Genomic DNA, 22,987 nt, shown 5'->3' on the forward strand with positions numbered 1-22,987 from the left:
ATTGGCCACACGAGCGGCGCAACAGGAGGTTGGGTATCCCGCCCGACACGTGGCCCGTCCACGATCGCGCCAGGCCGTCCCTTCGTTCAATCGCCCCGATTCCTGTGCCACGCGATTCCGCCGCAGGCGGATTCGTGTGCCTGGAGCAGAAACAAGCCAACGCTACCAGCGCCACCAGGAACGAGCGGCGCAACAGGAGGTTGGGCATCCTGCCCGGCGCAACATGCGCTCCCGATGCGGCAGTACCTGCAATTTCGTCGCATAACCGAGCGTTTCCACGTGGACACGCCAGGGGGGCCTGACCTGAAAGCCAGCCACCTACGAAATCGACGCGCGCGCCGCCGCAGACAGAAATGTCCGCGATCCTACGACACCGGGAACCGACTGAGCCGCGTGGACATTCCGAACGGCATGCACACGGCGTATGCGTATGATACGTCCGGGCGGCTGGACGCCATCCACCACAAGGACGGGACTACGGTGGTCCAGGGCTTTGACTACACCTTCGACAATGGCGGCAACATCACCCGCATCGACCACGAGGATGGCAGCTATTGGGCCTACGATTACGATGGGCGGGACCGGCTCATCGAGGCCGAGCGCTACGACGACACGCCAACGCTCCTCCACCGCTACACCTACACCTATGACGATGCCGACAACATGCTCACGAAAGCCGTCTACGATCCGAGTGGCCCGAGCACCGTCACCACCACCTTCACCTACAACGACGCCAACGAACAAACCAGCATGAGCGACGGGACCACCACGACGAACATGACCTATGACGAATGGGGCCGTCTGGTGGAGAAGGACGACGGAACCTACACCGCCACCTACGTTTGGGGACTTGGTTCCGAACTACTGCAGTTTGATTCGAATTTCCCCGGACAGGGAACCGTCAGCTATCAGTATGGAGGTGATGGCAAGCGCCGTAGCGTGGACGACGGAACGAGTTTTGTGTGGTACAACTGGGCCAGAAACATTCCCATTAATGAAGAGGACCAAGGAGCAGGTGTCGGCGATGGGCCGTTAAGCAAGACTCTCATTGCCTTTCGAGCAGAAGTGGGAGGGAGCGATCCATCCTCGGGCACATATACCTATTTCGCGACGGACCACCTAGGTTCGATCCGTTCGACCTTTAACCAAGCGAAGAACAATACGGGGAATGCCGAACTCGCTCCGTTTGGCACGCTTTATCAGGCTGCATTGCCAGGGGCAACGAGAGCACGATATAGCGCCCACACGCTTGATAACAAAACGGGACTGTACTATACCGAATATCGCTACTATGCGCCGGATAATGCACGATGGCTGAACCGGGATACCTTCGGCGCGATTGATGGACCGAACCTCTATGCCTACGTGGGCAACAATCCGATATCGTACTGGGACCCCAATGGAGCAAGCCAGGTTCCAACGGAAGCTGGTGGATAAATAGGGGACAGGCATCTATTTTGCCTAACCACTCAAAAAGGATTCATAAGAGATGCGCATCGCCGTGTTTGCCCGCCACCGGCCTGAAACCGCTGGACATCGGGCGCTCGAAGCACCACGACTACTACCTCGACGCGACGGCCTTCGAGCGCTGGGAGTACGTGTATGACGGGGACAACATGCTGGTCGAGCTCGTCGGGGCAGCTGACAGTTGACAGCGGGGGCGTTGGATTAGATTGAGGGGAGTCAAGTTTTTCGGCTTCCTGGGAGTTGAACCGCTCGTGCGGGGTGGTTGTGGCGGCGGTCGGTTGGCGTTGCTCCAGGCACACGAATCCGCTTGGGGCGGAATCGCGTGGCATGCTTGAAAGGGAGGAGCAGACAGGATTTTCGCCCCTTGAGGCCGATGCATGCCGCGCGAACTGGCCCGACCCCGACCGGGACATACCCCCGCGCTGGGGCGTGACGTGTTGACGCTCCGGGCGCCAGTGGACGCGGGGGTGTTCGTTGCAGTGTCTGGCGCCTCTGCGGCGGTACGTCCCTTGAAGGGACGGGTGCGCGCTGGAAACCTCGAACCCGCGCACATAGACTGGCGTCCCGCGCAGGAGACCGCCGCCCTTCCCGAACACCGCCGGTGCGCGCGCCTGTCCCGGTCGGGGTAGCGGCGGGAGGCGTGATTTGTGGTGGGGGGGACTGGCACGGGCAAGCCCTTGCAGGCTTGTCCGTGGCACACCCGGGGGGGCAGTTGTCAGTTGTCAGTTGAGTGTTGACAGCTGACTGTTAGAAGGGGCAGGGGCGGTATTGCGGGGTACGCCTTTTAATCCCCGCAGCGCGCGCGATACCCCGGTTCCCGGGCGCGCTCGACGGCTTCGGCGATGCGCGCGGCGACCTCGTGGATCTCCCCGGCGGTGGTCGGGCGTCCCAGGCTGAAGCGGATGCTGCATTCGATGGCCTCGCGGTCGCGGCCCATCGCGGCGAGAACGTAGCTGGACAGCCGCGTCGCGCTGCTGCACGCGGCCCCCGCCGACACCGCGACTTCGGGCGCCCCGGCCATGATCGCTTCCGCAGCCGCTCCGGCGAAGGTCAGGTTGGCGAAGCCGGCGAGGCGCGCGCCCGGCGCGCCATTCCGGGTTACCCCGGCCAGGCGCCGCATCAACGCGCTTTCAAGCAGGTCGCGTAGTTCCGCGATCCGCGCCTGCTCCGTTTCCGGGTCGCGCCCCGCGATCTCCGCCGCGAGGCCCAGCCCCACGATGCCCGGGACGTTCAGCGTGCCCGACCGGAGGCCCCCCTCGTGGCCGCCGCCGTGGATCAGCAGGGCACAGCGCACGCGCGGGCCCTTCCGGCGAACATAGAGCGCACCCACGCCCTTCGGCCCATAAATCTTGTGCGCGCTCAGGCTCAGGAGGTCAATGTGATCGCGGTTGACGTCTATCCGGAGCTTCCCGAAACTCTGCGTGGCGTCGGTGTGGAACAGGACGCCGCGTGCGCGGCACAACGCCCCGATCTCGCGAATCGGCTGGAGTACACCCGTCTCGTTGTTGGCGTGCATCACCGAGACCAGCCGGGTCTCCGGCGTGATCGCATCGGCAAGCCGTTCGAGGTCGATAAGCCCGTCGTCATCAACTGGCAGGCGCTTGACGTGGACCCCTTGCGACGCCAGATGCGCGCAGCAGTCGATCACGGCCTTGTGTTCCGTGGCGGCGGTGACGATGTGGTTGCCGCGTCCCGCGTAATACGGCGCAAACGTCACCCCCTGAAGCGCCAGGTTGTCGGATTCCGTCGCGCCGCTCGTCCAGACGATCTCGCGCGGGTCGGCCCCCAGCACCGCCGCCACCTGTTCGCGCGCGTGTTCGACCGCGTCCCGCGCCGCCTTTCCCGCCGCGTGGCCCGTGCTTGCGGCATTGCCGAAGCGCTCGTTGAAATACGGCAGCATCGCGTCCAGCACCCGCGGGTCAACCGGCGTCGTGGCCGCGTAATCCAGGTAGATCAGGCTCATGGCGCGGGCGCATCCTCGGCCAGGCAGGCCGCGGCGCCCGCAAGCGCGGATACGGTGAAGACAAGCGGATACATCGCCTCATGATACCAGAGCTGGGCGAAATAGAGCCCGATCGGCGTCGCAGGGAACTGGACGCCGCTCGCCGTAGCGACTTCAAGCCATGCGCAACCCTGGAGCATGGCCTCGCGTTGCCTTCCGACATCCCCGGCGTAGCACAGATTCCGCGCCAGCGCGTCCACAGCCAGCGCGGTCTCCTCGATACTCGGGACAACGCCCGGCGCCCCGCCCCAGCCGCCATCCGGGCCCTGCGCCACCAGCAGCCAGTTTACGGCCCGCGCGCGCGCCGCTGTCCACGCGTCCCGTACGCCCGCGAAGGCCGCCACCCCGGGCAATTCCGGAACGCCCAGCGTGACCGCCGTGCCATACACCGGATTGGTCTGCCCCGGCGCCGCCTGATTCCCAAACCAGAGCGGCGTCCACGATCCATCCTCGGCCTGCTCCCGCAGGAGAAACGTGATCGCGCGCGCGGCGGCGGTGTCCACCTCCACACCCAGCGCCGGCGACACAAGATTCCGCCACGCGAGCCACGCGCGCAGACTGTGGGCCGTCAGATCGGGACAGCTCTTGTCGAAGGGCAATTTGCCCCAACCCCGGCAGAAGGTCGGAATCCCGCCGTCCTTGTTCTGGAGGTCCATAAGCCAGCGGATGCCCGCTTCGGCGCATTCCAGGATCGTGGCGTCCACGAGCCGTCCCTCCGCCGCCGCCAGGCCGTACACCGCAAGCAAGGCCCCCGGCGTATCGTCCGCGTCCGGAACCCCGCCCGAAAGATCGGTCCAGGCCCAGCCGCCCGGCGCCGCCAGCGTGTAAGGGTGGGGGACCCGCCCCTGCCGCGCCAGGATCCATTCCAGGAGCCGGCCCCGCTCCGCCCCCGGAAGGTGTTCGCCTGGCGATCCGCCTCGCGCCAGCGCCTTTACCGCCAGCGTCGTGACCCACGTCCGCAGGTTCGTGTCAATCGGCCAGCTGCCGTCCGGGCGCACCGTATCGGCCAGAAAGTCCAGACAACGCGCCGTCACGGGATGGCTGGCCTCCCCGGCGCCGATGAGGCTCATCGCCACAAAACTGGTCAGGGGCGCGGCCTCCAGAAAGCCGCCCGACGCCGGTTGAATGGCCTCGAGGGTGCGCAGGGTGGGCTTGCGGGCCAGCGCGCGAAGGCAACGGAGGACCGGATTGCGGCTCGGGCGCTGGCGGTGCTGCGCCTGGCCCACCGCGATGAGCGCCGGCAGCGCGTAGCTCACCACGGGCAGCCCCAGGCGGTTGAACCAGCGGCGGGGGAAGGCCCCCAGCTCGAAGGGCAGCGCCGGGATCCCGCGCCAGGCCGCCCGCCCCGCGCCGAAGCGGCCCGACAGGGCGCACATCGTCAGAATCGGTACCGAAAAGGTCCGGTCAAGCCCGTAGCGCGCGCAGATCGTGCGGGCGATCGCGTCCGCGGTCAGCTCGCCCGTTTCGCGCACAAGCCACGTCTCCGCGCGATGCGCGGCGGGGGAGGGGACGCCGTCTTCGTGTTGGGCCGCGCCCAGCGCCGCCCAGCACAGCGTCGTCGTGCTGATGTTCGTCGGGCTGTCCACCGTGTCGCCCCACCCGCCATCCGCATTCTGGCGCCTTTCCAGCCACGACCGCGCGCCTCCGATGAGCGCGCCGATATCACCGCCGCCCGCCGGTACCCCCGCGCGCCGCGCCAGGGTCAAGGCGCAGAGCGCCGTCGCCGTGGATAGCGCGCTCGACGAAAGTTCGCCGTCCCAGCACCCAGCCTCGTTTCGCGCGTCCAGGAGCCGCGCGCGCGCGGTTTCAAGCGTCTTCAAGAGCGCATCCATAATCCGTCCAATGTCAAAGGCTCAAGTGCCCCAGCGCCAGCAGCGCGTAATATGTATACTCGCAATCCTCCGCGTCGTCCGCCCAGCTCCCGCAGAACGCCTTGCCCGTCCAGAGGCTGTCCAGGAAGTCGAGGCACGGCTCCTTCACGTGTTCAAAGGACATGTGCATGCCCGATAGCGCGTGCAGCGCCGTGGCGGTGGAGAGCAGGTCCGGAAAGTCGATCAGGCCCGTCGCGGTGAAGCCGCCGTCCGCGTGGCAGCGGGCAAGCAACCACGCCCCCGCTTCCGGCGGCGGCGGCTCCCCAAGATGCCGGAGCAGCGTTAGCGCCGCCGCCGTGGCGGGCGTCGTGCCCACGGGCATCGCCGGCTCGTTTGCGTAGGCGCCATCCTCCGTGCGCAGGCCGGCCAGGCACCCGATCATGCGCGCCGGATCCGGCATCGGGAGTCCCAGGTCTTGATACAGCCCCATCGCCAGAAAGCTGTGGTAGACCGTGCCCCGGCCCGCCCCGGAATGAGCCGCGTAGCCGCCGTCCGGCGTCCGACAGGCCTCGATTTGCGCCGCAAGCGCCCGTTTCGCCCCGGCGTCCAGGCCCTGGCCCGGCATCGTGGCCCAGCAGCGCGCCAGACACGCCGCGTGCACAAAATCGAGGGACTCCGGATCACCGAGGTTGTTGAGGAACGCGCGCGTCTCCTCCAGCGGGAGTTCGGCGCGCAACGCCAGGAGGCCCTCCAGCCCGAACACAGTGTAATAGAGATCGGGATTGCCGGCGCGATCCGCCACGCCCCCCGCGGCAAGAAACTGCCCGCGCAAGAACTCAGCGACCGGCCGCGACGCTTCCTGGAGCAGATTCGGGGCCAGCCGCGCGACTTGTAGCATTTCGAGCCTCAAACTCACTGCAATAGCCCTCGATAAGCTGCTCGCTGAACATTTTTCCGACCACCCGGCGCAGGAGCCCCTTCAGGGTCGCGTTGGGGATGAACCGGAGCGACCGGATCGCCTCCTCCTTGTACGCCGCGAGCAGGTCGTCGGCCTTCTCCAGCACGCCGCGATCCTCAAGAATTTCACGGACCTCCTCGCGCACGTCGGCATAAGGGATTTCACCCCGCCAGAGACGCGCAATCAGATCCTGCTGCGCACCTTCCACCGCCCGCTTGTGCGCGATCGCCAGAATGAGCGACGGCCGAATCGCGTCCAAATCGTGGGAATCGCCCTCGTCGGAATGGTCCTCGATATCGTCGTTGATCTGGTAGGCGATGCCCAGGGCCTCGCTGTATTTCTGGAGCACCTCGTGCGTTTCCTCATCCGCCCCGCCCAGGCACGCGCCCAGCCGCAGCGCCACCTCAAAGGCCGGCGCCGTCTTCATCCGGAAGATATCCAGGATCTCCAGCGACGTAAGAACCCGCCGGTTTTCGGCCCAGCAAAGCTCCGTGCCCTGGCCGCGGCTCAGCGTCTCGTGCGAGCAGGCCGCCAGCCGCAACATTTCCACCTTGCGAACCGGATCCACGTCCGCCTCGGCGAGCAGCCGGTAGCCCAGGCCGAGCAGGAAGTCACCCACGTTCAGCGCGATCGGCACGCCCCGCTCCGTGTGCAGGGTCGCCATGCCGTAGCGCTGGGTGTCCGCGTCCTCGATGTCGTCGTGGATGAGCGAGGCCTTGTGGAAACACTCAATCGCCACGGCGGTCTGGCGCAATGCGCGCGAGGGCGGCGGGGGCGTTTCATGGCGCGACGCCTCCAGCGCGAGCGCGGTGCACGCCGCGAGATACGGGCGCCAGCGCTTGCCATCGCGCGCGAGCCAGTCCCGGGCAATCTCGTCCGTCTCCGTGGCGCACGGCCCGAGCAGTTCGTCCAGCGCGTCGCGGGTAAACCACGCGCGCACGTCGGCCTTCAGCGCTTCCAGGTCGAGCCGGTACGTCTTGTCGTCCGCGGTGAGGTGAATTACATCCCAGACCCAGTCCAGGTCGACCGTGGTGTTGATGCAGTCGTCCTGCAAAAGGGGAATGGCGATACTCGGTATGGCCGCGGCTTCCATATGCGGGAAGCACTTCTCCAGCACGTTCAGACAACTCACCCCGACCACCGCCTCGATCTTTCCAGTCTCGATCATCTTGCGGACTATCGCCGACCCTTCCGCCACGAGCACCGCGTAGCCCAGGCGCTCCGCCTCGACGCTCAAATCCTGGATCGAGCAGAGACCGCATTCCTTGCACAGCAGGCCGAATTCATCGAAGGGCGCGGGACATTTGTCTTCCACGCGGAGGCACTTCGGCAGCAGGAGCAGGCGCCGATCGAAGGGAACCTGGGCCAGCGCATCCGCCCACGCGGCGTTGCTCAACAGCACGGCCGCGTAATCTTTGTAAACCGGGTCCAGGCCGACGCGCTTCAGGACAGTGGCCGTGTGTTCCCGGAGTTCGTCCATCGTCAGCGGCGGCGTCAGTCCCTCCAGGCGCGTGTAAATTCGAATTGCCTCCTTCAGCCGGGCGCGAACCGTCTTTTCATCCGGAATGTCCGATTGGGCCGGGCGGTACGCCTGCCGGGGGACCCGGGGGGGCAGCACCACCTGCGGAACCGGGCCAACGGCGGCGGGGGAGAGGGGGGCCGTTGCGGTTGCATGGCCATTGGATCGTACTTCGCTCATGTCGCCACCACGTTCCTTTCGACTCGTTCGCTGCGTGCGGGGCGCGGCGCCACAACATACCGTATCACGTGTAGGCGCCGAACCCGAAAAACCAATACTTCTTGGCGAAACGATAGAGCCAATGTTTCTCCGGGATCTCGTTGCCCGGGTTGTACTGGCTGTTACGCGACGCCATCGCCTCCAGTTCCGCCAGGGCCCGCTTGCGCGCGGTGGTATCGCGCGAGCCGTTCCGCGTCACGATGTCCTTCAGGAGATCGGGACGCTCCAGCACAATGCAGCCCCGCGTGGCCTGGGCCGCCGTCTTGCGGAAGTCCGCCAGCAAGGTAGACTCCGTCATGGTGCGGTAAATATCGCCGCCGTTGTCCCCGATCGACTCGTTCGCGAATTGGATGATCGGGCAGGGCTCGATATCGCCCCAGGGGCTGATGTGGTGGCTGATGCCCACGGCGGCGGGGCATAGCGCATTGCCCTGGTCGTCCCAGTACGCATCCACGAAACCGATGGGCTTGCGGTTGCGCATCTCCACGCCGAAGCGCCGCACCGCGAGCACCTGCTCGGGCGTGAGCGCCAGTTCCGGCTTCGGATCCGGGCCCACCGGGCGGTAGGTGTGAAACCAGGCGTAGTGCACGCCGCGCTTTACGAGTTCGTCGACCCATTCCTCGCGGACCAGTTCGTCAAAGTTGCTCTGGCACACGCTGGTGGCGACGCCCGTAATCAGCCGGTTGCGAATGCAGGCGTCGATGCCCGCCAGGGTATGGTTCAGCACATTCTTCCGCCCGCGCCGCTCGTCGCTGACGATTTCTCGGCCCTCGACGCTGATGAGGGGCGTGGCGTTGCCGGCGCGCCGGAGTTCGGCGGCCACCTTGTCCGTGATGAACTGCCCGTTGGTGAATATCTGGAAATAGCAGTCCGGATGCGCCTCCAGCAGCCGGATCAGGTCCGGGTGCATGAAGGGCTCGCCGCCGAGAATCCCGAAAAAGCTGTTGCCGTGCTTCTTTGCGTTGGTGACCAGGCGATCGAGGTCCTCAAACGATATCATGGACTCCGGCGCGGCCACGTCCACCCAGCAGCCCTGGCAGCGCAGGTTACAGCTGTTGATAATCGAAATATACAGAAACGGCGGGAATACCTTGCCCTTTTTCAGTTCGCGCTTGAAGCGCTGGACGGACAGCATGCCCTTGAACCCGAAGTTGTAGGAAAATTTCCACAGCAACCGGGCGTCGACCGTGCGAACCATGCGGTAGGCAATTGCGGGAACCATCGTTAAATACCCCAATCTTCCTGGGTTGGCGCAGGGCGCTCGGCGTCCCGGGCGCTCTTGGATCGCTCCAGGCGCTTCTTCAGTTTTTCGCGCGCGCGCTCTGCCCGCTCTTCGATATCCCCGGCGGACGGAAGGCTCATGAGCACTTCTTCCGGGATGTCCAGATCTTTCTTCAGCTTCTTCAGGCACCGCTTCCGCTCCAGCAGCGCCTTCGACTCGTCGCGCTCCGTGGAAAACCGCTTTCGCGCGTCGGACTGGCGCGAACGAAGCGCCGAATAGATGTCCCCGCCAAGCAGGGCGGACACATCCACCTTCATTGCCTCCCGCTGCACATCCTCCGGACGCACCACATCGCCGTTGATGGGGCCCTTCCGGTACTTGGGAAAGAGGATTGCCACCTCCGGGCACACCCGCGAGCAGGCCGGGCAGTCCGTCTTACAATTACTTTCATTCTGGACGCTGATCTTGTCGTGTTCATCCACCGCGTAGACGTCGAACAGGCAGAAACTGAGGCACTGCATGCAGTTCGTGCAGCGGTCGTAATCGATCACGGGAAACCACGGCTTCCACGCCTCCAGCGCGCGCGCGCCGGACGCCTTACGCACGGTTCGGGCCAGATCCACGACCGCCTCGGGCGTCTGGCCGGCGATATCATGGTATTGAACGCCCTCGGACGCGGCCAGCGTGTCGGGCGCGGGGCCGAGCACCAGCATCGGGGAGCCAGCGGCGTCGTGCGCTTCGCCGTGCATCGGGCGGCTTACCTCGAAACCGGCTTCCAACAGCGCGCACAGGGTCTCCGCGCGCATCTCGGGAGCCAGGCCCTCCCCGTGGAACACGACCCGCAGATTCAGCCCGTCGGTTTTGCTCGCCTGCGTCCTCATGTCCGTTCTCCGCAATGCGCGCACGGCGCCAGCAATCCATCCAGCACGTCTTCCGCGGAGTCGACCCGCATGTTGTGCACCTCCGCCCCCTCGGCGGGCAGGGGCGCGCCCGCACCGTGAAACAGCCACCGCACCGCGCGTTCGTAACAGGCCGCAATCCGTATGTGCGGCGTGTCGGCCAGCCGCTTCAACGACGGATCCTGCCGGGCAGCCAGATCGCAAAGATCGGGAACAGCCTCAAACGGAACGCCGGAATCGGTCAGGCCCGCCAGGACAGCCCGCTTGACCTCGCGCGGCACGACATTCGCATACGTGCAATTGCAGAAAAGGATGCGCGGCGGCGCGGCGCTGGTTTCGGGGGCGTGTTCGTTGCTCATGCGCCGCTGCTCCCGCTGGCGATGCCGGCCGCGTCCCGGTGCACCGGCGTTGGCATGCCAGGCCGGAAACTCTCCAGGTGTTCGATAGACAGGGTCGCCTTGCTTGATGCCGACAGAGAAATCAGGGTGTCTTCCACGATTGCCCGAAGGGCATCCGGATCCATCTCCGCCCGAAGATTGAGAATCAGCGACCCCGAGGAGACTGTTTCGTCCAGCGCCTCACGGAGTTCCGGCGCGGCATCCCCCCGCACCGCGCTCACCACCGAAAGCCGCCCGGCGATGTCGCCCGCGTCGAGCGTCATCTTCAAATGCGCGACCTCGCCGTCCGCGGCCAGCACGCGTTCCTGTATTGCGCGTGCAAGCTCCAGCAGAAGGCCGTCCGCCGGCACGCTTCGCTCCGCGCGTACCTGAACCGTGGCGTTCAACCAGCCCAGGAGCGCCTCGCCCGCGCCATACGTATCGTAATCCAGCTCCATCGCGGGGCGGCTGCCGCACTCCTCCGAGAGCACCTGTTCGAACCACGGCTCGAGGCCCATACCATCACGCGCCGCGCAGCAATGCACGGTCGCGTGGGGAAAACGCCGCCGGAATTCATCGGCCAGCCGCTCGCGCAGTTCGTCCGCCACGCTGTCGCACTTGTTAATGACGATAATATCGGCTTCTTCCAGCTGCTTCGTGTAAATGTACACGACCTTCTCGGAAAACGCCCGCCCGGGCTCCAGCCCGAAAATCCGCGCCGCCCGCGACGGGTCCACCAACACGCTCAGCGGCGCAATGGTGAAGCGCTCGCCGTAGATGCGGCGCAGGGGATACGAAACCGTGGCGACCAGGTCGGTGCAGCTCCCCACCGGCTCCGCCAGAAACACATCCGGCGCCGCCGCGCGCGCCAGCTTCTCCGAGGCCTCCATCAGCGAATCAAAACGGCAGCAGAAGCATCCGCCCGCAATCTCCTCCACCGTGAAGCCGCGCGAACGCAACAGCGCCGTGTCCACCAGGCCCGTGCTCTGATCGTTGCTGATCAGCCCAACGCGCGCGCCGCGATCGGTGAGATAGCGCGCGAACGCCGCTATCGCCGTCGTCTTGCCCGCGCCGAGAAAGCCGCCGATCATGATGTAGCGTGGTTTTTCGGATTCCGGCATGGATGCCATGCTCCTCAATAACAGCCCCGGCCGGCGCGCGGCCGGCCGGTGGGTAATGGGTCACTTGAGCGCGTCGTCGCCCATCATTGTGTCGATTGACGTATCGAGAACGGCCATGTAGGCGGCGCGATCCAGGCAGTCGGGTCCCGGCGCGCCTTCCACGCGGTAAAGCCACCCGGCCTGGTGCGGATCGCGCCCCAGCAGGTCGATCCGGTCCAGCAGCGCGGGGTTGACCCCACGGAAGACGCCGTCCATCGGGGTGTAGATATCGCTCACCGCCTTGAAGCCCTCGAGCCAGCCAATGCCCTGGCCGCGCGCTATCACGTCGCCCGGTTGCGCCTCAAATTCCAGCTCCACCGGCTCGCCCAGCATGCGCATGGCGAACTGGGTATAGCCGATGTGCCAGATCTCGCCTTCCTCATGCCGTAGCCAGGCGTGCGCCGGCGTATAAAGGCAGTCGTCATACAAACGCGTCGAAAAACGCGCGCGTCGGTAGCGGATCGGCCCGGAGCCGGCTGTGGGTACTACGTGTGCCATGTTACTCGCGTGTGGACTGCGCGGAATGGGCCCGTACAGTGTCGGATACGCCGCCGGCGCGCCGCGCCGAAAAACGTATAGCGCTATCGCGCCGTCCGGTTCGTTGCTGCCAGCTGCGGCGCGGCGCGTACCGCCAGTAAATCAGAAACCGAAAGCCGGATCAAGTCCCCATCAAACGGGAAACAGACATTCGTGTCTGTGATTCTGCACTCAAAGTTCATTCCTGCCGGGACAGCCTCACGCGTTGAGCCCACGCCGGCTCTCCCAAACCGCAATCCGCCACATACCGGACCCGCCCCGCAATATGCTATTATCGCGCTTTCACGATGACCCCCGCGTTCACTGGAGATCCCATGAGTACCGTTCGCTGCCGCATTGCGCCCTCGCCCTCCGGCTTCCTGCACATTGGCACCGCCAAAATGGCCCTGTTCAACTGGCTCTTCGCCCGCAAGACCGGCGGCGCGTTCATCCTGCGCCTCGAAGACACCGACGCGGAGCGCACCGACGAAGCCTTCGTTCAGGCCATGTGCGAGGGCTTTAAATGGCTCGGCATTCACTGGGACGAGGGGCCCCCGTTCGGCGATGAACCCGCCCGTGGCGAATTCGGCCCCTACCGCCAGTCCGAGCGCAAGGCCCAGCACCAGGAAATGGGCCACAAACTGCTCGCCAGCGGCGCGGCCTACCGCTGCTTCTGCACAAAAGAGGCCCTCGACGCCGAGCGCGAAGCCGCCCTGGCCGAAAAACGACCGCGCCGCAAGTGCCCCTGCCGCGATCTGGACCCCGCCGCCGCCGAGGCCCGCCAATCCGAGCCGCACACGGTCCGTTTCAAAGTGCCCGAAGGCCAGACGGTGGTGGAGGATCTCGTTCAGGGAACCGTGCGCACCGATAACCGCGAACTGGACGATTTTGTCATTCTGAAGCCCAACGGCGACCCGATCTTCCACCTGGCGGTCGTCGCGGACGACATCCTCATGGGCATTACCCACGTGATCCGCGGCGATGACCACCTGACGAACACGGCCCGCCACGTCCTGCTTTTCGACGCCCTCGGCGCGAAACGTCCGACCTTTGCCCACCTGCCCATGGTGCTCGACGAGGCCGGCAAGAAGTTCAGCAAGCGCCTCCACGGAGCCAACGTGCTCGACTGGCGTGACGACGGCTACCTCCCCGAGGCGCTCATCAATTACGTCGCGCTCCTCGGCTGGACGCCCGCCGAGGAGAACCGCGAGCTCTTCACCATCGCGGAACTCACCGATGCCTTTGACCCGGCGCGCTGGAGCAAGTCCGCCGCGCGCTTTGACCGGAAGAAGCTGGACTGGCTCAACGGCCAGCACATCCGCGCGCTCCCCCTGCCGGTCCTGAAGGAACGCCTGGTGGCTGTCCTTACCGCCGCCGGATTCGAGGTCGCCGTGCGGGATGACGCCTGGCTGCTGTCACTCGCGGAAATTACGCGCGAAAAACTGGCCACGCTCAACCAAATCGTCGAGCAAGCCGATTTCTTTTTCCAGGAAATCGCGGAATACGAGGAAAAGCCGGTAAAGAAACTCTGGCAGGTAGACGGCGCCGCCGATCTCATGGACCAGCTCATCGCCTGCATGGAGGGCGTGACCGGCTGGGACCGCGAGGCATTGAAGGCCGCCTACCACGATCTTGCCGAGGCCAGCGGGGCCGGGCTGGGCAAACTCGTTCACCCCACCCGCCTGGCGCTCACCGGCAAGTCGATAGGCCCGGGGCTCTTCGAACTGGCGGAACTGCTTGGGCGGGAAGCGTGTATCGCCCGTTTGCGGCAAGCGCGGGCCTACATCGAGACCATCCCGCCGCCCGGCGCTTGACCTGAACGGGCGGCCGGCTGAATTCATGAAAGGGATTGGACACGCGCCATTTCGCGACACCAACATTGGCTCCGGGCGGTCTGTAACGTAATACCCGGGGGAGCGCCGGCCCGGACGGCCATCGTATTGGCGCCATCACGTGCAAGGAGAGAATGGGAGTATGACCAACAGTGTAATTGTCGGCGTCGATCTCGGCGGAACCAACGTAAAGACCGCGATGGTCTCCTGGGACAAGCAGGTCCTCGCGAAGGACTCCCGCCCGACCAACGCCAACGAGGGCCCGGAAGCGGTTTTTGACGCGATTGAATCGAGCGTGCGCGACCTGCTCGGCCAGTCCGACCTGCGCCCGGAAGAGGTCATGGCCGTTGGTATCGGCGCGCCCGGCCCCATGGACTGGCGCACGGGAGTGGTCTACAGCCCCCCCAACCTTCCCGGCTGGGAGAACGTGCCCCTGGCGGAGATCATGCGCGAACGCCTCGGCGTGCCCTGCTATGTCGAGAACGACGCCAACGTCGCCTGTTACGGCGAGTTCTGGCTGGGCGCGGGCCAGGGCACCCAGAACATGGCCCTGCTCACGCTCGGTACCGGCGTGGGCGGCGGCGTGGTCGTATTCGGTATGCTCCTGCGGGGCGAGGACGGGACCGCCGCGGAGCTCGGCCATCTGAAGATCCAGCGCGACGGGCGCCCCTGTGGCTGCGGAAGCCGGGGCTGCCTCGAGCAGTACGGCTCCGTTACCGGCATGGTCCTCACCGCCCGGGAAGGCCTCGAAAGCGGTCGCGAATCCGCGCTGCGCGAAATGTGCGGCGGCGACTTCGACGCCATTACGGGCAAGATGATCAGCGACGCCGCCGCCCGCGGCGACGCGTTCGCCCGCTGGGTCGTCGAAGAGACGGCCACCTGGATCGGCCTCGGCATCTCCAGCATCATCAACTATCAGAATCCCGAGAAAGTCGTGCTCTGCGGCGGCATGATCGCGGCGGGCGATTTGCTGCTCGAACCGGTTCGCCGGGTCGCCCGCGAAAACGCCTTCCCCGTTCCCGCAAAGCGCTGCCAGATCGTTCTGGCCGGTCTGGGTTCCGATTCCGGCGTGCTGGGCGCCGCGGGCTGCGCGCTTTCCCGATTCGAAAGCAATTTCTGACGCCGTGAAGCAGCGCTGCGAAACCCAATCGAAGAAGCCATGATTTTATCGGTTACGCCCAACCCTTGCGTGGATAAGACGGTTTTTCTGGACGAAATGGCTGTGGGCAAGAAGAATGTCGCCCGCCGCGTCACCTGTATCCCCGGCGGCAAGGGCAACAACGTCGCCCGGGTCGTCAAGGCCCTCGGCGGGCAGAGCGCGGCCCTGGTTCTCGTCGGCGGAGCCCCCGGCCAGCACGTGGTCGACATGATAGAGCGCGACGATGGCGTGACCTGCCATCCGGTATGGGTGGCCGAGCAAACGCGCACGATCACGACCGTCCTCGAAGAGACCCCCCACCGCCAGACGCCCCTGTTTGAGCCCGGTCCCCGGGTGACGCCCGCGGAGCGCGACGCCTTCGTGGCGGCAGTTCTGGATCGCCTGCCGGACATCGACGTGCTCACACTCAACGGCACGGTGCCCGACCCGATCCTGGCGGACGCCTACGCCGAAATCATCCCGGAGGCCAACGCGGCCGGCATCTACACCATCCTCGACACCCACGGCCCGGAACTGGCCCTCGGCGTGGCCGCGCGCCCGTTCATGGTCAAGCCCAATGAAAGCGAGGCCGCCGAACTTGTGGGATTTCCGCTGGACAGCGACGAGGCCCGCTGGCGCGCCGTGGCGTACTTTCACGATCACGGGATCCGGCTGGTCGCGCTCTCACTGGGCGCCGAAGGCCTGCTGCTTTCGGATGGACGCGAACGGTTGCGCGTCACGCCGCCCCTGATTGACGAAGTGAACGCCGTGGGCTCCGGCGATGCGCTTGTTGGCGCCATGGCCCTGGGGCTGCTCGAAATGTGGCCGCTTGACCGCCTCGCAACCTGGGGCGCGAGCGCCGGCGCCGTGAACGCCATGCAGTGGGACATCGGCCGCGTCACACGCCCCGAAGTCGAGGCCCTGGCCGGGCGCGTGACCGTAAAGCGCTGCTGATCCGACCCACCTTACGGCGCGGGGGGCGCCTCTTCCGCCGCCTCTTCCGCCGGCGCTTCCGATGGCGTCTCCGCGGCCGTGGGCTCCGATGGCGCGTCCGGCGTTTCGGGTGTCGCAGTCCCCACGGACGCGGCACGGTCCGCGGGCGGCGGGCCGGCGTGCCAGTGGTTGTGGTCCGGATTGAAATGCTGGTTCGTCAACGGATCGTATTGCCACGGCTCGGGGTTGGGGATGTCCGGCGCGGATACCGGAGCCATCCCTTCATGCCCTTCCGCGGGCGGGCGGCCCGAGTGCCAGTGCCGGTGATTCGGGTCCCAGTGCCGGTTCGTCTCCGGATCGTACTGCCACGCGGTCGGCGCGGCTTTTACCGGCTCGGGAGCGAGCCGGATCGGCTCGCTCGGGCGCTGGCGAAGGGCCACCACCGCGGCAAAGCCGCCCACAACCAACACAATAGAAGCGACCCCGGCCAGGATCCAGCGGGTAAACGGATCGCCAGAAGGCGCGGGAGACTCGGCGGGCCCCGGGTTCTCCGGAGCGATAATCTGCTTCTTCTTGCGGGACATGGGTATTCCTGACTCCTGATTCATGTGTGTTTGGCATGGATCCTGTCTGAATTTGCGCGAAAAACCCGTGGTTCTCGCGCCGTCTTGACCGCCGCTCGGAAGTCCATTCAAAACCCGAATACCTTCTCCATGCGCCTCCAAATGCGCGATCAAGCCTCGCTAGCGTATCGATTTCAGGCTCCAGTTGCAAGGAAACGATTCACCTCCATCGGAATTACAGGGTATAATCCAGGTGAGTCGAGCGTTTTTCGCCACCCTCATCCTCTGAAGTCGGAACTTAGAAGGAGTACCCATGCCCCCAGGCTACAACCAGCGCAACTACACCCGAATTCTGGCCGATATGCCCGTCACCTTTGTGGCGCACGGTTCGGTCGAAACCGATGGCGTGCTCGCGGACATTTCCGCCGGCGGGCTTCGCATTGAATCCACCCACCCGCTTCCCGTTGGAACGCTGGTCACATGCAGCTTCTATGGAAGCAACCACACCCTTATCGACGTTCGCGGCGAGGTGTGCGCCGTGGATGGCGTCGGATTCGGCGTCCGGTTGACCGGCTACGACGTGGTATCCTACAGCCATCTCAAGTCCCTGCTCATCAGTCTTGCGGACGACCCGCACGCCGTCGAAAACGAGATCCTGCTGAATCTCGACGTCCTGCCGGAGCCCGACTGATCCGTCCCGTCTTGCTAACCTCGCGCTAACGCGCGGTTTAGCGGCCACGCCGCGCCGTCAAAACTTGCCTTTCTGGCCCGCCAGCCGGTACAATTCCGCGTCCCGTCGTGTTTCCTCCCGCGCCTTTGCCGCCGCCTGATCCCTGCCCCGTGCCGGCCTGGGTCGGGGGAGGAGGGCGGCACGCTACCGAAATCAGGGTTCCGCCAGCGGCGGCCCAGGAGAATACCCCCCGCATGCATTCCATCGACAAGATCCGCAATGTGGCCATCATTGCCCACATCGACCACGGCAAGACCACGCTGATCGACAGTATTTTCGCCGCCACGCACCTGTTCCGCAGCAACGAAGCGGTCGCCGAGCGCGTCATGGATAACAACGAGCTGGAGCGGGAGCGGGGCATCACCATTCGTGCAAAGCACTGCACCGTGACCTGGAAAGACTACCTGATCAACATCGTCGACACGCCCGGCCACGCCGATTTCTCCGGCGAGGTGGAACGCACGCTTTCCATGGTCGATTCCGTGCTCCTCCTCGTGGACGCGAACGAAGGCCCCATGCCGCAGACGCGCTACGTCCTCACCCGCGCACTACGCATGGGGTACCGCCCGGTCGTCATCGTCAACAAGGTCGATCGGCCCCAGGCACAGCCCGACAAGGCCCTCGACAAGACCTTCGATCTCTTCGTGGAACTTGGCGCCACCGATGAACAGTGCGACTTCCCGGTCCTCTACGGCTCCGGCCTGAACGGCTGGCTCGTTCGCGATCTCGAGGACGACGCCCACGAGGGCATGGAAGCGCTTTTCGAGACGATTATCAACGAAGTGCCCGCGCCCAAGGGCGATCCCGAGGGCCCCTTCCTGATGCAGGTGAGTTCCATCGGCTGGAAAGACCACATCGGCCGCACCGGCATGGGGCGCGTGCTCCAGGGCAGCCTGAAGAAGGGCCAGAAGTTACGCCGCGTATCCACCCGCTGGCTGGGCGAAAAACTCGCCCACCACGATGAATTCCACCACCAGCGCGAGTGGGACATCATCGAGGACCAGGTCGAAAAGTGCACCTACCTCTGGGTGACGCGCGGCCTCGAAAGCGAACTGGTCAACACCGTCAGCGCGGGCGATATCGTCACCATCGCCGGCCCGGATGATATCAACATCGGCGACACTCTCTCCGATGTCGACCTGGACCAGGTCCTGCACCCCCTCGAAATCGAAGAACCCACCGTTTCCATGAATTTCATGATGAACAACGGCCCCTTCGCCGGTAAAGACGGCGCCGCGGTCACGCTGCGCCAGATTGCCGCCCGCCTCGAAAAGGAAATGCGCACCAACGTCGCCCTGCGCGTGGAGGAGACCGAGCGCGGCGACGCGCTCAAGGTTTCCGGACGCGGCGAACTCCACCTGGCCATCCTCCTCGAAGAGATGCGCCGCGAGGGAATGGAGCTCTGCGTCTCCCCGCCCGAGGTCATCATTCACCGCGACGAAAACGGCAAGCGCCTCGAACCGATGGAATCCCTGACCGTGGACGTGCCCGGCGAGTTTCAGGGGACCGTTATCGAGAAGTTGGCCCAGCGCAAGGGCGAGCTGATGCACATGCACGTAGAGCCGACCGGCATGGTCCGCCTCGAGTTTAACATCCCCACCCGCGGCCTCATCGGTTACCGCGGCGAGTTCCTGACCGACACCCGCGGCCTCGGCATCATGGCCTCTCGCTTCGAGGGCTACGGCCCCTGGTGCGGCGATGTCGTCACCCGCAAGCGCGGCTCCATGGTCAGTATGGAGACCGGCCAGAGCACGACCTACAGCCTGGAGAACCTCCAGCAGCGCGGCGCCCTCTTCATCGGGCCCATGGAACCGGTTTACGAAGGCATGATCATCGGCGAATACTCGCGCCCCGGCGATATGCCCTGCAAGCCCACCAAGCGCAAGGCCCTCACCAACCACCGCGCCGCCGGCAAGGACCACACGGCCGGTCTCGACGTGCCGAGGGTTCTTACGCTGGACACCGCCCTCGAATGGATCGCGCCCGACGAACTCGCGGAGATTACGCCGAAGTTCGTTCGCGTGCGCAAGGCGGTGCTTAACGAGGAAGAGCGGAAGCGCGATGAGAAACGCCGCCTCGCCTCGGCCTAGCGCGATATAGATTCCCAATGCCAGACGGCGCCTCTGCGGAGGCGCCGTTTTCCATGCCCGCCCGGCGCTTCCTCATTTCCAGGCGGTCCGGTTTTCGTTTGGCCTCTCGCCCTCGAACACCCTGAACCCACTGGGGTCCTATGAGTCCTATCGGGCCCTGTTGGCCCCGCCGTCTCTGTAGTCTCTGTAGTCTCTGTAGTCCCTGAAGTCCCTATAGTCCCTATAGTCTCTGTAGTCTCTGTAGTCTCTGTAGTCTCTGTAGTCTCTGTAGTCTCTGTAGTCTCTGTAGTCCCTGTAGTCCCTGTAGTCCCTGTAGTCCCTGAAGTCCCTGAAGTCCCTGTGCGCTCTCTCGCCGCGCTCACCCACCATACCGTTCCCGCAACATCCCCTCCATCGCCTCCAGCCGATGCCGGTACGTATGCTCGCCGAGAATCCGACGCCGGGCCGATTCCAGGATTTCCCGCCGCGACGCAGGGTGCGCCATGAACCACTGCAACTGCTCCCGCGCCTCGCCGATCGTGCGGTACGTCGCCACCTCGCGCGCCACATCAAAAAGTTCCGCGAGCGAGGCCTGATCGTCCGTCAGCAGGAAACCGCCCGCACCGGGGCAGTCGAAAACACGCTGGTTCACCGCCGACGCCATCTGGATGCTCGTCGTATTCAGGTTCACCGGACATTCCCGGTAGAACGCGGCGAGTTCCGGCCCATACGCAATGCCCGGCCCGCACTGCGCGGTTACCTTCCGCCAACCCTCGTCCCCGCGCGCCACCAGACCCTCCGGGGCCAGCGTCTCGACAAGCGCGTGGCGCAGGCGGCGCGTGCCCTCGATGAAAAAGACCAGTTCCGCGCGCCGCAGCGCCTCGGCATCGAGACCGGCGGCCTCCTCGCCGAGAATGGCCTCCACGCCCCGGGCAAAACCCGCGCGCGTGACCCGCCCCTGGTCGAGCGCCCGGCCAACCCGGGCCGCCAGCACGGGGTCCTGCGCCAGCGCGGCATATTCCCGCGCGCTGTAATCGCGCATCGAATTCCCCACAAAGGCCGGCGCTCCGTCCGGCGCGTCCGCCGGCGGGTGCGAAAACAGCGCGTCATCCAGCGCCAGCGGCAGCACGTGCGCCGCGCCAAAGCCGCAGCGCCTCAGGTAGTCCGCGTACGCCGGCTCCCACGTCAGCGCCACGGCATAGTCCGATCCATAAGTTGTGCGCCCCATGAGGATCGTGCGCGGATCGTCCACGAACCACGTCGCGTGGGGGAGTTCCAGATCCGCCAGAAAGCGCGCCAGCAACCCCTCGGTGTCCATCCCGCTCAAATTCACCGAGAGCACAAAATCCGGCCGCAGATCCACCAGCGCCTGAAAGAAGCCCTGGATCAGCTCGCGCGACATCACGCCCTGCATCGCAACCCGCGCCTTCGCCACCCGCCACCCCAGCCGCGCCGCCGCCGAAGCGCACGCCTGATCCACCCAGTAGTGGCTCTCCAGAATCAGCACCCGAACGGGACGGCGCGCAAACTTCTGATAGCCCATGTGTTCGCGGAGATAGGGGGAGATAGTCAGGCGCGGCGCTTCCATGCGCGCTATCGTAGCAGTAGAACCCGTCGCGCGACAACGGACCCCGCTCTGGCTCTGTGGAATCGCAACCCGCGCCGCCTACCTGCTACAATGCCGCCCGGTCAGCTTCCCTAGGGCAGAGGAGATCCGCGTATGAAAACTTTTGACGAAGACTTTGGTCAGGTCGTCCTGCGGCGGCTGGGCGACGTCCCGGAAAACGCTGCCCCGGCCTGGGGCAAGATGACGCGCGGTCAGGCCATTGGCCATCTCAAAAAAGTCCTCCGCTACACCCTCGGCGGCGGGCCGGATGTCCCCTTCAAGGGCAACGCAAAGACCCGTTACATCTTCAAGCACGTCATCCTGCTCGGCCTCCGCGAAATCCCGCACAACGTCCGCGCCGCCGCCCCCAAAGGCGTCTCGCAGGAGCAGATGTTCGCCGAAACCCCGCTCGAAGACCTCGAAGCCGCCATTCAGGAGTACCTCGCGCGCGCAAAAACCGGCGACCTGCCCCCGCGCATGCACCCCTATTTCGGCATCCTCACCGGGCCCCAGTGGCAGCGATTCCACCGCCTCCACACCATCCATCACCTGAAACAATTCGGCGTCGGCGACGGGCTGTAGGCCGCATTTCTCGTCCTTGTCCCGTCTCCGTTTCCATCCTCCGCTCCTTTCGAGACCAACCATGCACGAAATCTTCCTCATCAGCGTCACCGGCGAGGACCGCCCCGGCCTTACGCACTCCCTCACGAGCGTACTCGCCGCCTACGACGTCACCATCCTCGACATCGGCCAGGCCGTCATCCACAAGATGCTGTCCCTCGGCATGCTCGTGCGTGTGCCGGATTCCGCCGAATCGGCGCCGGTGCTCAAGGAACTGCTCTTCAAGGCCCACGAGATGGGCATCCACGTGCAGTTTGACCCCATTGCGCCGGATGACTATGCGCAATGGGTCGCGCAGCAGGGCAAGCCCCGCCACATCATCACCCTGCTCGGCAACCGCCTCGAAGCTTCGCACATCGCCGCCGTCACGGAATTGCTTGCGGCCCACGGCTTCAATATCGACATCATCCACCGCCTCTCCGGCCGTATTCCACTCGATCCGGACGCCCGCGCCCCCTACGCCTGCGTCGAGCTATCGGTCCGCGGCATCGCGGACGACGCAACCGCCCTGCGTGGTCGCTTTCTCGACCTCGCGCATGAAACGGGCATCGATATCGCCTTCCAGGCGGACGATCTCTACCGCCGCCACCGGCGCCTGGTTGCCTTCGACATGGACTCCACGCTCATTCAGACCGAGGTTATCGACGAACTCGCCCGCGCCGCCGGCGTGGGGGAGGCCGTTTCCGCCATCACCGAGGCCGCCATGCGCGGGGAGCTCGACTTCAAGGAAAGCCTGCGCCAGCGCCTCGCGCTCCTCAAGGGCCTCGACGTCTCCGTCATGGCGGGCATCGCCGAAAGCCTCCCCCTGACCGACGGCGCCGAACGCCTGTTGCGCACCCTGAGACAACTGGGCTACAAAACCGCCATCATTTCCGGCGGCTTCACCTACTTCGGCGAGTATCTCAAGGCGAAGCTCGGCGCGGACTATGTGATCGCAAACGAACTCGAAATTGCGGACGGAAAGCTCACCGGCGGCGTTGTGGGCGATATCGTCGACGGCGAGAAGAAGGCCGAGTGCCTCGCCGCGCTTGCCTCGCGCGAAGGCATCCGCCTGGAGCAGGTGGTCGCCGTAGGCGACGGCGCCAATGACCTGCCCATGCTCCGCCGCGCCGGCCTCGGCATTGCCTTCCGGGCCAAGCCCGTCGTCAAGCAGAGCGCCCGCAACGCCCTCAGCACCGTCGGACTCGACGGCATCCTCTACCTCATCGGCGTGCGCGACCGCGAAGCCACCGCCATCCAGACGAACGACGACGCCATCCCACTGCCCGCGCGCTGACAACCGATCCAATAATCAGCACGCGCGCCATTCCTCCCCGAGAATGCGCCCCGCGCACGCCGGAATAGA

General features: G+C 65.5%; 21 protein-coding genes. 9 read left to right on the forward strand and 12 right to left on the reverse strand.

All coding sequences use genetic code 11. The features are described from left to right. Positions 1 to 393: 393 nt before the first annotated feature. Together KF886_13790 and KF886_13795 are read left to right on the forward strand one after the other, a co-directional pair. Positions 394 to 1,437, forward strand: coding sequence for an RHS repeat-associated core domain-containing protein (locus KF886_13790; protein MBX3178427.1), 1,044 nt, complete (start codon positions 394 to 396; stop codon positions 1,435 to 1,437). A 20-nt stretch (positions 1,438 to 1,457) separates the two neighbouring features. After that, positions 1,458 to 1,652 carry a hypothetical protein gene (locus tag KF886_13795; protein MBX3178428.1) on the forward strand — a complete coding sequence of 65 codons (195 nt, stop codon included), beginning with the start codon at positions 1,458 to 1,460 and terminating at the stop codon, positions 1,650 to 1,652. 599 nt (positions 1,653 to 2,251) lie between these two features. Here the strand turns inward: KF886_13795 and KF886_13800 are convergent. The 9 genes from KF886_13800 to KF886_13840 all read right to left on the reverse strand — a co-directional run bounded on the left by KF886_13800 (position 2,252) and on the right by KF886_13840 (position 12,132). Further along, entirely contained in the window at positions 2,252 to 3,430 is a 1,179-nt protein-coding gene (locus KF886_13800) for a cysteine desulfurase (protein ID MBX3178429.1), read from the reverse strand. Further along, positions 3,427 to 5,301, reverse strand: coding sequence for a squalene--hopene cyclase (locus tag KF886_13805; GenBank protein MBX3178430.1), 1,875 nt, complete (start codon positions 5,299 to 5,301; stop codon positions 3,427 to 3,429). The genes KF886_13800 and KF886_13805 overlap by 4 nt, the downstream gene beginning before the upstream one ends. A 13-nt stretch (positions 5,302 to 5,314) precedes the next feature. Continuing rightward, entirely contained in the window at positions 5,315 to 6,178 is an 864-nt protein-coding gene (locus tag KF886_13810; protein ID MBX3178431.1) for a hypothetical protein, read from the reverse strand. Next, positions 6,117 to 7,937, reverse strand: coding sequence for a polyprenyl synthetase family protein (locus KF886_13815; protein MBX3178432.1), 1,821 nt, complete (start codon positions 7,935 to 7,937; stop codon positions 6,117 to 6,119). Before KF886_13815 ends, KF886_13810 begins: the two co-directional genes overlap by 62 nt. A gap of 64 nt (positions 7,938 to 8,001) precedes the next feature. After that, positions 8,002 to 9,198 carry a radical SAM protein gene (locus KF886_13820; protein ID MBX3178433.1) on the reverse strand — a complete coding sequence of 399 codons (1,197 nt, stop codon included), beginning with the start codon at positions 9,196 to 9,198 and terminating at the stop codon, positions 8,002 to 8,004. A gap of 2 nt (positions 9,199 to 9,200) precedes the next feature. Further along, positions 9,201 to 10,079: a ferredoxin family protein gene (locus KF886_13825; GenBank protein MBX3178434.1), complete on the reverse strand. Its 879-nt coding sequence runs from the start codon at positions 10,077 to 10,079 to the stop codon at positions 9,201 to 9,203. Then, on the reverse strand, positions 10,076 to 10,456 hold the full coding sequence (locus KF886_13830) for a hypothetical protein (protein ID MBX3178435.1): 381 nt from the start codon (positions 10,454 to 10,456) through the stop codon (positions 10,076 to 10,078). Before KF886_13830 ends, KF886_13825 begins: the two co-directional genes overlap by 4 nt. Further along, positions 10,453 to 11,565, reverse strand: coding sequence for a cobalamin biosynthesis protein P47K (locus tag KF886_13835; GenBank protein ID MBX3178436.1), 1,113 nt, complete (start codon positions 11,563 to 11,565; stop codon positions 10,453 to 10,455). Before KF886_13835 ends, KF886_13830 begins: the two co-directional genes overlap by 4 nt. 90 nt (positions 11,566 to 11,655) lie before the next feature. Continuing rightward, positions 11,656 to 12,132: a glycine cleavage system protein H gene (locus KF886_13840; GenBank protein MBX3178437.1), complete on the reverse strand. Its 477-nt coding sequence runs from the start codon at positions 12,130 to 12,132 to the stop codon at positions 11,656 to 11,658. A gap of 353 nt (positions 12,133 to 12,485) precedes the next feature. Between KF886_13840 and KF886_13845 the strand changes: the two genes are divergently transcribed. From KF886_13845 to KF886_13855, 3 genes are all read left to right on the forward strand, one after another. Next, entirely contained in the window at positions 12,486 to 13,964 is a 1,479-nt protein-coding gene (locus KF886_13845; protein MBX3178438.1) for a glutamate--tRNA ligase, read from the forward strand. 160 nt (positions 13,965 to 14,124) lie between these two features. Continuing rightward, a complete protein-coding gene (locus KF886_13850; protein ID MBX3178439.1) occupies positions 14,125 to 15,102 on the forward strand; it encodes an ROK family glucokinase in 978 nt (325 codons plus the stop codon). Positions 15,103 to 15,141: 39 nt separating this feature from the next. Then, positions 15,142 to 16,074, forward strand: coding sequence for a 1-phosphofructokinase family hexose kinase (locus tag KF886_13855; GenBank protein ID MBX3178440.1), 933 nt, complete (start codon positions 15,142 to 15,144; stop codon positions 16,072 to 16,074). An 11-nt stretch (positions 16,075 to 16,085) separates the two neighbouring features. Here the strand turns inward: KF886_13855 and KF886_13860 are convergent, their stop codons facing one another. After that, a complete protein-coding gene (locus tag KF886_13860) occupies positions 16,086 to 16,637 on the reverse strand; it encodes a hypothetical protein (protein ID MBX3178441.1) in 552 nt (183 codons plus the stop codon). 292 nt (positions 16,638 to 16,929) lie between these two features. Here KF886_13860 and KF886_13865 point away from each other — a divergent pair, with 292 nt between their 5' ends. Both KF886_13865 and typA read left to right on the forward strand, forming a co-directional pair. Next, complete coding sequence (locus tag KF886_13865; protein ID MBX3178442.1) at positions 16,930 to 17,307, forward strand: PilZ domain-containing protein; 378 nt, start codon at positions 16,930 to 16,932, stop codon at positions 17,305 to 17,307. Between the two features lie 233 nt (positions 17,308 to 17,540). Then, a complete protein-coding gene (typA, locus tag KF886_13870; GenBank protein MBX3178443.1) occupies positions 17,541 to 19,436 on the forward strand; it encodes a translational GTPase TypA in 1,896 nt (631 codons plus the stop codon). Positions 19,437 to 19,583: 147 nt separating this feature from the next. On the opposite strand, the gene KF886_13875 is transcribed toward typA, so the two are convergent. Both KF886_13875 and KF886_13880 read right to left on the reverse strand, forming a co-directional pair. Then, positions 19,584 to 19,805 (reverse strand): hypothetical protein, encoded by a 222-nt coding sequence (locus KF886_13875; GenBank protein MBX3178444.1) that lies wholly within the window; start codon positions 19,803 to 19,805, stop codon positions 19,584 to 19,586. Beyond that, the gene (locus KF886_13880) at positions 19,795 to 21,003 is read right to left on the reverse strand and encodes a glycosyltransferase (GenBank protein ID MBX3178445.1); all 1,209 of its coding nucleotides are present in this window, start codon (positions 21,001 to 21,003) and stop codon (positions 19,795 to 19,797) included. The genes KF886_13875 and KF886_13880 overlap by 11 nt, the downstream gene beginning before the upstream one ends. A 132-nt stretch (positions 21,004 to 21,135) precedes the next feature. Here KF886_13880 and KF886_13885 point away from each other — a divergent pair, with 132 nt between their 5' ends. Then, complete coding sequence (locus KF886_13885; protein MBX3178446.1) at positions 21,136 to 21,603, forward strand: DUF1569 domain-containing protein; 468 nt, start codon at positions 21,136 to 21,138, stop codon at positions 21,601 to 21,603. A 61-nt stretch (positions 21,604 to 21,664) separates the two neighbouring features. Further along, positions 21,665 to 22,918 (forward strand): phosphoserine phosphatase SerB, encoded by a 1,254-nt coding sequence (gene serB, locus KF886_13890; GenBank protein ID MBX3178447.1) that lies wholly within the window; start codon positions 21,665 to 21,667, stop codon positions 22,916 to 22,918. Positions 22,919 to 22,987: the final 69 nt, after the last annotated feature.

Source organism: Candidatus Hydrogenedentota bacterium (genome assembly GCA_019637335.1).
Taxonomy (GTDB): domain Bacteria; phylum Hydrogenedentota; class Hydrogenedentia; order Hydrogenedentales; family JAEUWI01; genus JAEUWI01.